Below are 12,802 nucleotides of genomic sequence, written 5' to 3'. Positions count from 1 at the left end.
CCCGGTCGACTGGAGCACCGTGTGGATGCCGTCGGACATTCGCTCGTAGCGAATGCATGAACCGTGCAAGCGACTGCTCATGTCAAACCGGCGACTAGTGATCTCGCCACTCGTATTGGCTGAAGTCGACTATCTGGCTGCGAAGATTGCCGGTATCGACGCCGAATTGGCGATGCTGTCAGAGCTGTCCGCGGGCGCATACGAGTTGGCATCCCTCGATCGTGTCGACCTCATTCGGACTCGGGCAGTCGTCGAGCGGTATAGAGACCTGCCCCTCGGCCTCACCGACGCCTCCCTCGTCGTCCGCGCTCACCGCTACGAAACCGACTCCATCGCAACGTTGGACGAAAGACACTTCCGCGTGGTCCAGTCGCTCAAGGGACGCCCATTCGCAATTCTCCCCGCTGATCGATCCCCGGCCTAGCTGGATGCTGGTCAGCGTCGGTGGCGGCGAGCTGCCGAGCAGCCTGCGTTGTATCGGCCTGCCTGAGCCTGCATTCCTGTAGGGCCGAAGACCTCCGGTTCAAGCGAATTGGGCGACCTCTGCCTGATGAACTCGTGCGGACGCGCCCTGTGGCGGTTGGTTCTGGTGGGCATCTGCGGCCCCAAATGTGAATCATATACATGTTTGCATGCGCTATCGTTCATGCGTCATTCAGTCAATGCCAGTTCGAGTCCCAGCGTGGTGCTGTGCGACAGCGAGCTGTTGTGGGCCTGCAGCAGGCCCTGAAGCCCTCTAGGAGTGAAGCCCGTGGCCTCTGACCCCCCCCCCACCCCCGCAATGAGCACCTCGGGGCGCAGGCGCAGACGGGCTGTGCCCGCAGCGCTGGCGGCGATGGCGCTCGCAGCAGCAGTGCTGTCTCCTGCCGTGGGAGCGTCATCTAGCTCGCTGCATCCCAAAGGCCTGTCCGCGTCGCTGGCGGACGGGACGGTCACGCTGAGCTGGAACGCGCCCGTCGACGACGCCGAGGGGGTCACCGGCTATCAGGTGCTGCGACGCCGTCCCGGGGCGGACGCAGTCGGCACGTTCCATGTGATCGCCGACGACACCGCCACCAGCGACCTCTCGTTCGTGGATCGATGCGCGGATCAGCCCGGCACCGCCTACACCTATCGGGTCAAAGCGCGCCGCGGCGACCAGCTCAGCCGCTGGGGCAACTACTCACGCATCGACCTCGCCGCCGGCTACGTCGCTGCTGACCCCCAAACCGGCTGTGATCCCGACACCGGCGCACCCCCCACCACAACCAACACCGACCCTGACAACAACGACAACAACGACGAGGGCGACGGGAACAACGACGAGGGCGACGGGAACAACGACGACGGCGATCCCGACGACGGCGAGGGCGGTGTTGCTGATTCGGCGGTAGCGGTGGACTCGAGCCACCAGCAGAATAACCAGAACAACAAGCAATTCGTGCCCGACCCCGACGACGAGGGCGTCGTGTTGCGGTCCTCGCATCCCAACACAGGCACCGTGCAGTTCCAGGACCGCTCCACGCTGGCGGGCCTGCCCGCGAGCTACCCCAACTCGCTGGGCTACGACCCCGGCGAACCCCCAGCGTCTGCCACCGCCGATGAGATCACAGGCCATTCCACTTCGAGCTTCGTGCCCCGCAATGTCGCCGCGGAACTGACCCATGACGGCATCACGATCTCATGGCAGCAGCCGTCGGAGCTGTCCGCCTGCGCCGACTACGAACGGGTCGACAGCGGCGGGGCACAGACCGTGCTGCGCCGCCGACCGCACCCCGACGTCCCCGACGCGTGGATCTACGAGTACGTGCCCGTCGCGCCCAAATGGGAATGCATCGATGACCGCCCCCTGGTCGGCTTTGAGGTCTACCGCACCTCGTTCGGGCACGTCTACCGCAACGGCAGCATCGTCAACCTGTCGGACAACCAGCCCTACGTGGTGGGCACCACAAGGAGCCAGCTGACGCGCCCCGGCGGCAGTTTTGTGTTCGAGGACACCAGCCGCGACGCGCTGGTGGGCCTGCGCCGGCACAACTATCAGGTACGCACCCTGTACGGGCTCGACGCCGACAGCAACCACGACCGCGACTTCGGCAGCCGCCTGTCAGCGGACACATGGATCGAACGCGAACACGACGCAGCACAACCCAACGCCCAATCCCCCCAGAACCTCGCCACCTCGATCCCCACCAAGGACGCTGTGTCCAATGGGGCCACCCTGGGCATCCACCTCGACTGGAACCCACCCACAACCGACGCATCATCGGTCACCGAATACGTCGTCCAGCGCCGCATCGTCAGCGCTCGCGACCGAATGCTGCCCTATGAGGACATCCATACCATCACCGACACCAGCACCACCTCATGGATCGACACCACCACACCCGATGTCGTCGACACCGCCAACCAGCGACTCCTCCGATGGAGGCAGTTCCTGTACCGGGTGATCGCCGTGCGCGGCACCGACCGCAGCAACCCCTCCGCAGAAGCATCCACCGACTCCGACCGCCAACTCCCCGCCGACGGCCTCCTCACAGTTACCAGCGTCTCGCGCACCGGCGCCGTGTTCCGCATCAACACGAGCGGCAACGACGCGGAGGGCAATCCGCTGTCTGACTCGGCCAGAAACTCGGTGATGTACAGCGGATACGCCAAACTCCTGGGTGTGCACATCGGCACCAAGAGCGTGGTGCATTATCCAGTACCCGACGACACCTTTTCTCCACCGCGACCGCAGGGAACCCCTCCCATCGTGGACATGGGGGTGAGCGGTTTGGAACCGAACACGACATACACGGCCGAGGTCGCGTTCTACATTCCGGCCGAGGAAACGCACGGGCAGGAGTACGTCCCGACGCATACCGGTGGATTCAACTCTGGGGGACACTACGGGCCGAGGCATCTGGTGGGCATCGTCACCTTCACGACGCTTCCTTGAATGCCATGTCGCTGCCCGGTGCGACTGTTCCAAGGGTGCCTCACAGGATTCGCCGATGCCGCACCGGGCTGGTCGCAAACGTGGCCTCACTGGACGACCTCGTGACGTGAACCATGTGGTGCAGAGTTTCAGTCAATTTCAATAATTCTGACGAGGGTCTCTGCAGAGGCTGCTACCGTTCGGCACATGGAGCTGAGCGCGCTCGCGCAAGTTGGCACGATGGTGCTGGCGGCATTGGCGATCGTGTGGCACCAGCAAAGATCCAGCGACAAACTCCGCGACGACATGAGCGCTCAGATCACCGGGATACGCGACGAGCTACGCGGCGAGCTCGGCGGGGTCCGCGGCGAGATCAGCGGGGTACGCGGCGAGCTCGGCACAGTGCGTTCGATTGTCGTCGAAAACGGCCAGCGTCTTGCACGTATTGAGGGTTATCTGGGTATCGGCATGCCGTCAGAGGCTGCGACGGCTGCGGCCGGTGTCCGCGTAGCTCAGCAAGCCAAGCTCCCAAGCACTGAAGAAGCAAGCGAAGCGCCCTGAGACCTCGGGCGGCCCAGCGCTCTTCACGAGGCCGGTCAGATCAGCTCAACTCGCTGAGCACTTCGTCGGTGTGCTCGCCCAGGATCGGGGCGCGCTGCCAGGCCCACCAGTCGACATCGGTGGTGAACGGCGAACCTGGCACCGTGAAGTCGCCCAGCACCGGATGTTCCTCGGTCCGCCACCAGCCGACTGCTTCGAGGTGCGGGTCGTGGCGCAAATCGCCCACGGTGTTGACCGGCGTGATGGGAATGCGTCGCCGCTGGCCTTCGACGAACAACTCCTGCTTGGTGAACTGAGTCGTCAGTTCCTCTACCCACGCGTCCACCGCCTCGAGGGCCTCGCGGCGCACCACGATGTCCACGAAGATCTCGTCGAGAATGCCCTCGTTGCCGGTGAGCTCGTTCACCCACTGCGCCACTGCATTCCAGTGCGTCGGCTGGATGGCGATGATGGCGACATAACCGTCGGACGCTGGGTACATGCCCATCGGGCTCGTGACCGGCCGGCGATTACCGGCACGAGGCCTCGGCACCTGGTCGTCGAGGTACAGCGGCACGCCCGTCTCGGGCGAGAGCCACAGCCCGACCTCCTGCAGCGACAGATCGATGGTCTGGCCCAGCGCCAGCTCGCCGGCTGCCGTGGCTTGGTTGCGCGCACGCACCGACATCATCGAGCCGATCACCGCATGCAGCGACGCACCGTGCATCAGCACGCCGATCTCGCCCGCCGGTGTCAGCGGCGGACCGTGCGGGAATCCCACGGTGGACGCCAACCCGCACGATGCCCAGCCGATGAGGTTCGACGAGCGCCAGCCGCGACGCGGCCCCGTCATGCCGAACGGCGTGATCGACACCCACGTCACGTGCGGGAACCTCTCGACGATGCCGGCCACTCCGAGGCCTCCCTGGTCGCTGTCTGCCAGCCACGGATAGGAGTCCTGGATGGCGGGCAGCGCGTCGTCGAGCACCACGTCGGCCGACCCGATCAGGGCCACCAGCGCCGCGGCATCGTCGGCATCGGTTGGGTCCAGCACGACGCTGCGCTTGGTCGCGCCGTAGTAGGCCCACCACAGGCTCGCTTCGGGACCCTCATGGCCCGGCGCCAGCGGCGGCATCCTGCGAATTGGACTTCCGTCGGGCGGCTCCACGCAGATCACATCGGCACCGAGCGCCGCCCACACCCGGGTTCCGTACGCACCCGACAGCCCGGTCATGTCGAGTACCCGCACGCCGGCCCACGGGCCCTGTCGTTGGGGTGTGGCGCTCACGCCGCACCACCGGTGACGTTGCCGTCGGCGTCGTAGAACTCCGCTATCCCGACCGATTCGTACCACCGGTCGAAGGGGCGCTCCAGGATGACTTCGGGCCGGGCGTCGGCGAATGCCACCCCGTCGGCAACCATTTGCGCCGCTTCGCTGTCCGAATAGCCGAGCTCGGTGAGCACATCGACCGTGTCGCCGCCCATGTTCGGACCCGCTCGCGTGACATAGGGCGGCGTTCGGCTCATGCGCAGCGGATTGCGAACGAACAGGTCCCGTCCCAATCTCGGGCTTGGCACCACCGAGTACGGGCGGCGGTCGTGCACTTGGGGATCGGCCATCACGCCGCGATGATCGAGCACTTCATAGGCCGCAACGCCAATCGCCTGCAGCTCGGCGGCGGCCTGCTGCGCGCTGCGGCGGGCGGTCCACAACGAGAGCTCAGCGTCGATGGCGTCGTGGTTGGCGATGCGGTCGGCGAGCGTGTCGTGCGGGTACCTCGACAGAGCCGGCTGCGCGCTGCCGTCGTACGCGTCGATTGCGGACCATTCGGCGAGCGCGGCAAGCGAACGCCATGCGTCATCGCTTTGCACCTCCACGGCCACCCAGCGATCGTCGCCGGCACACGGGTAGATGCCAGCGGGCGCTGCCCACGACACCCGGTTGCCGTTGCGGAACGGTTCAGGCACGCCCAAGTCCTGGCCGACCAGGTACGGCCCCAAGAACGACACCGTGGTCTCCAGCTGGCTGATGTCGATGAATCGGCCCTCCCCGGTGCGGTCCCGTTCATGCAGGGCGCTGACGATGGCCAGCATGGTGTGCAGGCCGCCCATGTAGTCGGGCGGTGCGATCGAGGGAATGCCGGCAGGCTCCTCGTGGGGGAAGCCCGTGAGCGCATCCCATCCCACCAGCGGGGCCTGGTTCGGCCCGAAGGCACGGAACGGGTAGTACGGCTTGTCCGGGTCCACGCCGAAGCCGGTCATGCCCGCATAGATGATGTTCGGGGACACCTCGACGACCGAGGCGTAGTCGAGTCCGAGCTCGGCAATGCCGGGTGCCGCAAAATTCGTCAGGAAGACGTCACAGGTGGCCAGCAAGCGCTTCGCTGCTTCGAGTGCCTCGGGGTGCTTCAGCTCGAGGCCCACCGAGCGCTTGCCGGCAGACATTTCGGGCACGTACGGGCCGGTGTCGCAAAAGACGTCGGCCAGCTCGGGTTCGCGGGCCCATGCTGAGCCGAACGCTCGCGCCACATCGGGATAGCTGCGGGCCTCAACTTTGAAGACCTTCGCCCCGTGATGGGCCATTGCCTTGCCGCAGCACGGTGCCGCCACGGCGATGCTGATTTCGAATACCCGGACCCCCGCAAGTGGTCGGTTGTCCGCCGTTGCAGCTTCGGATTGCTGCTGTGGTCCCATAGTTCGGTGACCTTAGACGCAGCGCGTATGGGCAGCCCCCTCCCGACAGCCACTCGTTCGCTGCGGCAGGGCTTCGGGGCCATGAGTACTCAGCTAGGCCCGGCCGCCGCTCCGCTCCCGCAATCTCGCAGACCGCCCCTGCGGCACCGGATCACGCTGCGTGCTAGGAACAGGCCGTTGGCGGCTGAGTACGTCAGCCGCCCCACTCAAGGAGCAGCGCAGTCATGTCAGAACCCGACCATTCCGGCGACTCACCCACCGAAGTCGTCGACAACTTCATCGCCGACATCGAGGCCAAGGACCTCGAAGCAGCGATGTCCCACGTGGCGGAGGACGTGTACTACGACAACGTCCCGATCGGCGACATGGACGGACGCGACAAGATGCGCGAATTCTTGACGCCGATGCTGGGAGGCGCCGGTCCGGTCGAGTTCGAGGTCATCCGCCAGACCGCCACCGGCAACACGGTCATGAATGAGCGCGTCGACCGCTTTCACACTGGTTCGGGTCGACAGATCGAGCTACCTGTCATGGGCATTTTCGAAGTCAACGACGGCCTGATCACCTTCTGGCGCGACTACTTCGACAACGGCACGTTCATGCGCCAGATCAAGAGCGGTTGAGCCGGCCGTGGCCTATCAGTACGACGGCTTCGACCTGACCGGCAAAGTCGCGGTCATCACGGGCGGCAACGGCGGCATCGGACTCGGCTACGCCCGCGGCATCGCAGCCGCGGGAGCCGACGTCAGCGTCTGGGGCACGAATCCCGACAAGAACTCGACGGCCGAGGCCGAGTTGCAGCAGATCAACCCGTCCGCCAGCGCGCTTCGCTGTGACGTCTCCGACGAGGAGCAGGTCGAGAACTGCATGGCTGCGGTGATCGAGCGCTACGGGCGCATCGATGCCTGCTTTCCGAATGCAGGCATCGGCACGCAGAACCGGCAGGGCTTCCACGAGCACTCCAACGAGGACTGGTACAGCGTCATCGACGTGAACCTGCACGGCGTGTTCTTCACGTTGCGCGCCGCAACTCGCCAGATGATCGCCCAGGGTGAGGGCGGATCGTTGGTGCTGACCTCGAGCGGCACCGCCATCCAGGGCTCGGCACGCGGTCAGGCCTACGCGGCCACGAAGGGAGGGGTGCTGGCGATGATGATGAGCCTGTCGGTCGAGATGGCTCGCTACAACATCAACGCCAATGCCATCATCCCCGGCTGGGTCGACACCGCCATGACCCAGCGGCTGTTCACCTGGGACAAGTTCGTCGACAATGTCATGCAACGTATTCCCATGCGCCGGTGGGGCGTGCCGGACGACTTCGGAGCCATCGCTGTGTACCTGATGAGCGATGCTGCGCGTTGGCACACGGGCGACGTCATCAAGATCGACGGCGGTTTCAGCATCTTCTGACCCCCGACGCCTAACATCGGGACATCGGCGGTGCTGGTCGCTCGGGGGCGTCGCCAGCGGTGACCGCCGGATCGCTACCGACACGCACCGACTTCGCGCGTGCCGGACTCCAGTTGAGGGGGACCCGTGGAGGAATACGACGTTCACATCAAGGACGGCACCATCGTCGACGGGACTCGGGTGCCCAGCTTCCGGGGAGACCTGTGGATATCCGACGGTCGCATCGCCCAGATCGGCGGCCGCCCGGACAAGCCATCCAAAGAGGTCATCGACGGCGGCGGCTGCATCGTGGCACCCGGCACCATCGACCTGCACACCCACTACGACGCGCAGATCCGCTGGGACCCGTACTGCTCCATTTCGAGCTGGCACGGAGTGACGTCGGTCGTGCTCGGCAACTGCGGTTTCGGCTTCGCCCCGTGCAAGCCCGAATTCCGTGAGCGGTCGATGCTCACGATGGTGCGCACCGAGGCCATCCCGCTTGCGGCGATGCAGGAAGGGATGCTGCCGAAGTGGGACTGGGAGACCATCCCGGAGTACCTGGACTCGCTGGATGCGGCGCCCAAGGGTGTGAACGTCCTGCAGTACATGCCGACTGCGTCGCTGATGATCTACGTGATGGGCCTTGAAGCTGCAAAGTCGCGGCCGGCCAACAACGCCGAACGCAAGGAGATGCAGCGCCTGCTGCACGAGGGCATGGATGCCGGGCTGTGCGGCTTCTCCATCCAGCGTCTCGGCCCCAATTCCACACAGTCCGATTTCGACGGCACGCCGATGGTCACCGACACCATGATCGACGACGACATCTTCGTGCTGGCCGAGGTACTGCGCGAGCGCGACGAGGGCTTCATCCAGCTGACGCAGGCCACGAGCGCCGATGTCAACAACCCTGAGGACCTCTCCTTCAAGCGACGGCTGGCGGAAGTCTGCGGCCGGCCGATTATCGACAACGTGGTGCCGGTCAGCCAGCGCAACCCGCGGGTGCACGAGGAGCGGCTCGAATGGCTGGAGCAGGCCCACAACGACGGGCTGCGCATCTTCGGCCAGGGTGCCTCGATCCGCACGGGATTCGCCTTCTCGCTCGACGAATGGAACCTGTACGACTCGAGCCCGGCGTGGCGCGAGGCCACCACGGGCTCGCTGGAGGACAAGATCCGCAAGATGTCCGATCCGGCCATCCGCGAGCGGCTGCGTGCCGAGACCGACGAGGCGGCGACGCTGTTCGCCAACACGCAAGGCGCCGTCGGCGGGCCTCCGCGCAAGCTGGTCGTGCAGGGCGTGACCCGGCGCGAAGACCTTCAGTCCTACGTGGGCAGGTCGCTCGGCGAGATTGCCGAAACCGAAGGCAAGCACTACATCGACGTGATGCTGGACCTCTCGCTCGAGACCGATCTCCGGACCGAGTTCCTGGGCCAGGGTCCCGAGTTCAACGTGGATCACATGTCCGCCGTGTACACCGACTCGCCGTACACGATCCCTGGCGTGTCCGACGGCGGGGCGCACACCAAGTTCTTCTCCGGCGGTGCGTGGACGACCGATTTCCTGGCCTGGATCGTCCGGGACCACAAGCGCGTGACCGTCGAGGAAGCGCACTACCGGATGTCGGCGCTCGCAGCCCATGCCGCCGGCTTCAAGGACCGTGGCGTGCTCAAAGAAGGCGCCCCGGCCGACGTGCTCGTGTATGACATGGACGAGCTGGCCATCGATCCCGAATGGATCGGCGACGCGGTCTACGACCTGCCAGGGGGCGAGTGGCGGCGCGTCCAGCGTGCACACGGTTACCGGCACATCCTGGTGAATGGCGTCGAGACCTTCCAAGACGGCGAGTGCACCGGGGCCACCCCCGGCAAGCTCCTGCGCCACGGCCGCGGCTAGCGGCGAGGCTGACAGGCCCCGTCTTCCCGACTTTGTGCAGAAATGCCGCTGTAGGCGGCAATCTTGCGCAGAGAATTGCTCGGCGTCGGACTTTGTGCAGAAATGCCGCCGCAGACGGCAAATTTGCACAAAGAAGGCGTGAAAGCAGCGTTCCGAAACGTCGCCTATCCGCGCGGCCGCTTAGCTGGCGGCGATCACCTCGGCGAGGGCAGCAACGCCGCCGCGGATGTCATCGTGGGACAGGCTGCCGAAACACAGGCGCATGCGCCGCGCACCCCACTGCGGGTCGACTGACCAGGCCGCGCCCTCGTTGAACTGGATTCCCCGCTCAGCGGCGGGCGCCAGGTAGCGGGCGGTGTCGGTGCCGGATGGAAACGTCAGCCACACGAAGATGCCGCCCTTGGGATCGGTCACCTGCACTGGCCCGCCGAGCTTGATCGCCACCTGCGACAACGCGCCGAAGTGCGTCGCCACGGCGTGACGCATGACGTGGCACTTCTCGCGCAGCGTGGCTCGAAGCTCGCGCACGTGGTCGACGAAGTGCGCCGCCGAATACTCCGCCAGAATCAGCTGCTCGACAGCGCCCGTGCCGGCATCGTCCTTGAGCGCCAAGAGCTGTCGCATCACCGGTGCTTCCGCAGCGATGAAGCCCACACGCAGCGCCGGCGCAATGGACTTCGAGAACGACCCGCAGTACACAACCCGGCCGACATCGCGGCCGTCGCGTGCCAGCGCAGCGATGGCCGGCGGGCGCTCGCCATCCCACTGAAGATCGGCGTAGCAGTCGTCTTCGAAGATCACGACATCCCACCGCCGGGCAACCTCCAGCAACTGGTGCCGTCGTTCGGTCGGCATGACCGAGCCGGTCGGGTTCTGCACGGTCGGGATCGTGTAGATGAGCTTGGGAAGGCGGTCTTGCGAGGCCAGCTCACCGAGCAACTGATCGAGCGCTTCGGGCACGATGCCGTCATCGTCGAGTCGGGCCGGCTCACAGCGCGCTCCCGCCCGGGTGAGCTTCGAGATGATCCCGCCATAGGTGGCTTCTTCGGCAACCACGACATCGCCCGGTTCGACGAAGGCCGCAATCACCAGGTCCAGTGCCTGCAGCGAACCCGAGACCACGAGCACATCGTCGGCGCTGATGGGCAATGCAGCCTCGGCTGCCAGATTCGCAGCGATGAACTCTCGCAGCGCCTCGTAGCCCTGCGGGTTGCCGCCGAGGTTGTACGTGGCGAGTGCTGGGCCGTGCCTGTTGATGGCGTTGACGGCCGCCTCGGCCAGTCCGCCCACTGGCACGCTTGGCGAATCGTTGTTCCCGCCGACGAAGCTGTAGCGCTGGATCGGCGTCCAGGTGGGCGCGGGAGGGGGCAGGCCCGACGCCATCTTTGATCGCACGTCGAAGGACGCGTGTGTTGGCTCCGTGTGCGACATCGTGCCCGGGTGTCCAGCGATCAGGCGTCTGAGACGACGATCCGCTGCGCGAACAGCCACTGGCCGTCGACCTTGCGCACGACGTCGTCGTAGTGCCCCACGAGCAGGATTCTGCCGCCATCGGGCAGCGGCTTGACCATCTGGAGGTGGCTGAACACGGCGGCTTCGGCGCCGTCGCCATCGGCAACGACGTTGGTCACCCAGTGCTGCGCAGAGGCGAATTCTGCGTACTGCTCCTCGATTGCGTAGGCGGCGGCAAAGGCCCGCAGCTCGTCACGGCCGTTGAACGTGCCAACTATCCCGATGAACTCGCCGTCCGGCGTGAAGGTATTGGCGTAGCCGTCGGCATCGCCGGTGTCGATCGCCTTGTTGTAGCGAGAGATCAGATCCCGGATCTCGACCCGGTCGTCATTTGTCAGCGCCACAGCTCTCCCCCAGTGCATTGCCGGCGTGTTGGCGTCAACCTACTTCGACACCGGTCGGGCTGGCTTCGCCCGCCGGTTCTGTTAGCCATGCCTATCGAGATCCAGCAGGCATAGCCATCACCGGGCATTCACCTATCTGGATACCTGCCGACGCCCTTGCTTATACTGCGTTCGGTGCGCACCGTCCGGGCATTTCGGTCGAATCGAGATCGGCGACTCGCTGGTTCTGCTGCGTTGGATGGACCTGCCCCTCAGGTCCACGAACGGCATTGGCCAACGGCACGCTCAATCACGCTCGAGAGCGTTACGCACTCCTACGGCCAAGCTCAGGCGCGACGTCCGCTCGAAGGAGATCCGCCCAACCATGACGGCTACTCAGTCCGCGACTTGTCACTGCATGTCCACCCCGGTGAGTCGGTGGCCTTGCTGGGACCCAGCGGGTGCGGCAAGACCACCCTGCTCCGCCTGATTGCGGGACTCGAACGCCCGCTCGCAGGCACCATCGGTCTCGGTGACCGGCTCGTTTCGGGCCCGCCTGGGCGGGGCGGCACCTGGGTGGCACCCGAGTCGCGCCGCATCGGGATGGTGTTCCAGGACTGGGCGCTGTTCCCGCACCTCACCGTGGCTCGTAACGTCGGCTACGGGCTCGATCGGATCAAGCGAACGCCCCGCCGAATCGCCGAAGCGCTCGACTTGGTGGGTCTTGCCGGTTTCGAGGAGCGCCTGCCATCGACCCTTTCCGGCGGTCAGCAACAGCGCGTCGCGTTGGCGCGGGCTCTGGCGCCACGGCCCGGAGTGCTGCTCCTGGACGAGCCCTTTTCGAATCTCGACGCCTCGCTGCGTGAGGAGGTCCGCAGCGAGGTCCGCCGGCTGTTGATCGAACTCGGCATCACCGCCGTGTTCGTCACCCACGACCAGGACGAAGCCTTCGTCGTCGGCGACCGTGTCGGCGTGTTGCGCGAAGGCCAGCTTGCCCAAGTGGACACCCCGGACGGCCTGTACCGCCGACCTGCCGATCCGTTCGTGGCGGACTTCGTGGGCACAGCGTCGTGGCTGCGCTGTGTGGCATCCGCCGGCGTCGCACACACGACGCTCGGCCGCCTCCCGCTCGGCGGCGCCGATGCTCCCCGCAGCAATGGCATCCATTCCGGAGATCCAGTGACGGGCACGGTGGACGTCATGCTGCGCCCGGAGCAGCTCCGCCTCGCGCCGGGAGCGTCAGCCGAAGTCGAACTCGTGGAGTTCTACGGGCACGACTCGATGGTGGTGGCGAATCTCGATGGCACGCAACTACGGGTGCGCTGCGGGCCCGATCCCCATGTCAGTCGCGGCGATGCCGTGGCAGTCGAGTTCATCGGCACCGACGTTGTGGCGTTCGTACCCCATGGCCAGTCCGCTCACAGCCTCTACGAGGAAACCCTGGAACGAGCCGAGTTGCGATCGCCAGCGGGGACCGAGGGCTCACCCACCCCCGCCGAACTCGAACTGTTCGCCGACTGAACGCTCGCTCGGAATGGGGCTGCTAGTGCGC

At 65.9% G+C, this 12,802-nt stretch carries 11 protein-coding genes; 7 read left to right on the top strand and 4 right to left on the bottom strand.

The window, feature by feature from the left end; all coding sequences use genetic code 11:
* Positions 1 to 79: 79 nt before the first annotated feature.
* The 3 genes from ACOQPH_RS05530 (at position 80) to ACOQPH_RS05520 (ending at position 3,457) form a co-directional block, all read left to right on the top strand.
* Complete coding sequence (locus tag ACOQPH_RS05530; RefSeq protein WP_420623726.1) at positions 80 to 424, top strand: type II toxin-antitoxin system VapC family toxin; 345 nt, start codon at positions 80 to 82, stop codon at positions 422 to 424.
* Between the two features lie 327 nt (positions 425 to 751).
* Complete coding sequence (locus ACOQPH_RS05525) at positions 752 to 2,917, top strand: fibronectin type III domain-containing protein (RefSeq protein WP_420623725.1); 2,166 nt, start codon at positions 752 to 754, stop codon at positions 2,915 to 2,917.
* Positions 2,918 to 3,103: 186 nt separating this feature from the next.
* Positions 3,104 to 3,457, top strand: a complete 354-nt coding sequence (locus ACOQPH_RS05520) for a hypothetical protein (RefSeq protein WP_420623724.1) — start codon at positions 3,104 to 3,106, stop codon at positions 3,455 to 3,457.
* 40 nt (positions 3,458 to 3,497) lie between these two features.
* Here ACOQPH_RS05520 and ACOQPH_RS05515 read toward each other — a convergent pair whose 3' ends face one another.
* Together ACOQPH_RS05515 and ACOQPH_RS05510 are read right to left on the bottom strand one after the other, a co-directional pair.
* On the bottom strand, positions 3,498 to 4,724 hold the full coding sequence (locus ACOQPH_RS05515; protein WP_420623723.1) for a CaiB/BaiF CoA transferase family protein: 1,227 nt from the start codon (positions 4,722 to 4,724) through the stop codon (positions 3,498 to 3,500).
* On the bottom strand, positions 4,721 to 6,130 hold the full coding sequence (locus tag ACOQPH_RS05510; RefSeq protein ID WP_420623722.1) for a CaiB/BaiF CoA transferase family protein: 1,410 nt from the start codon (positions 6,128 to 6,130) through the stop codon (positions 4,721 to 4,723). The genes ACOQPH_RS05515 and ACOQPH_RS05510 overlap by 4 nt, the downstream gene beginning before the upstream one ends.
* Positions 6,131 to 6,354: 224 nt before the next feature.
* On the opposite strand from ACOQPH_RS05510, the gene ACOQPH_RS05505 reads away from it, so the two are divergent.
* The 3 genes from ACOQPH_RS05505 to ACOQPH_RS05495 all read left to right on the top strand — a co-directional run bounded on the left by ACOQPH_RS05505 (position 6,355) and on the right by ACOQPH_RS05495 (position 9,415).
* Entirely contained in the window at positions 6,355 to 6,753 is a 399-nt protein-coding gene (locus tag ACOQPH_RS05505) for a limonene-1,2-epoxide hydrolase family protein (protein WP_420623721.1), read from the top strand.
* A 7-nt stretch (positions 6,754 to 6,760) separates the two neighbouring features.
* Positions 6,761 to 7,540 (top strand): SDR family NAD(P)-dependent oxidoreductase, encoded by a 780-nt coding sequence (locus tag ACOQPH_RS05500; RefSeq protein ID WP_420623720.1) that lies wholly within the window; start codon positions 6,761 to 6,763, stop codon positions 7,538 to 7,540.
* Between the two features lie 126 nt (positions 7,541 to 7,666).
* On the top strand, positions 7,667 to 9,415 hold the full coding sequence (locus ACOQPH_RS05495) for an N-acyl-D-amino-acid deacylase family protein (protein ID WP_420623719.1): 1,749 nt from the start codon (positions 7,667 to 7,669) through the stop codon (positions 9,413 to 9,415).
* 180 nt (positions 9,416 to 9,595) lie between these two features.
* Here ACOQPH_RS05495 and ACOQPH_RS05490 read toward each other — a convergent pair whose 3' ends face one another.
* Together ACOQPH_RS05490 and ACOQPH_RS05485 are read right to left on the bottom strand one after the other, a co-directional pair.
* The gene (locus tag ACOQPH_RS05490; protein WP_420623718.1) at positions 9,596 to 10,846 is read right to left on the bottom strand and encodes a PLP-dependent aminotransferase family protein; all 1,251 of its coding nucleotides are present in this window, start codon (positions 10,844 to 10,846) and stop codon (positions 9,596 to 9,598) included.
* 20 nt (positions 10,847 to 10,866) lie between these two features.
* A complete protein-coding gene (locus ACOQPH_RS05485) occupies positions 10,867 to 11,271 on the bottom strand; it encodes a nuclear transport factor 2 family protein (protein ID WP_420623717.1) in 405 nt (134 codons plus the stop codon).
* A 174-nt stretch (positions 11,272 to 11,445) separates the two neighbouring features.
* Here ACOQPH_RS05485 and ACOQPH_RS05480 point away from each other — a divergent pair, with 174 nt between their 5' ends.
* Entirely contained in the window at positions 11,446 to 12,771 is a 1,326-nt protein-coding gene (locus ACOQPH_RS05480) for an ABC transporter ATP-binding protein (protein ID WP_420623716.1), read from the top strand.
* Positions 12,772 to 12,802 lie beyond the last annotated feature (31 nt).

The organism is Candidatus Poriferisodalis sp., assembly GCF_965221945.1.
In the GTDB taxonomy this organism is placed as follows: domain Bacteria; phylum Actinomycetota; class Acidimicrobiia; order Acidimicrobiales; family Poriferisodalaceae; genus Poriferisodalis.
This window is presented reverse-complemented; position numbering and strand designations above follow the sequence as displayed.

What these genes read in the sequence shown, in the direction of transcription:
- ACOQPH_RS05530 (WP_420623726.1), top strand. Translation starts at nt 80, where the DNA reads ATGTCAAACCGGCGACTAGTGATCTCGCCACTCGTATTGGCTGAAGTC.
- ACOQPH_RS05520 (WP_420623724.1), top strand. Translation starts at nt 3,104, where the DNA reads ATGGAGCTGAGCGCGCTCGCGCAAGTTGGCACGATGGTGCTGGCGGCA.
- ACOQPH_RS05510 (WP_420623722.1), bottom strand. Translation starts at nt 6,130, where the DNA reads ATGGGACCACAGCAGCAATCCGAAGCTGCAACGGCGGACAACCGACCA.
- ACOQPH_RS05505 (WP_420623721.1), top strand. Translation starts at nt 6,355, where the DNA reads ATGTCAGAACCCGACCATTCCGGCGACTCACCCACCGAAGTCGTCGAC.
- ACOQPH_RS05490 (WP_420623718.1), bottom strand. Translation starts at nt 10,846, where the DNA reads ATGTCGCACACGGAGCCAACACACGCGTCCTTCGACGTGCGATCAAAG.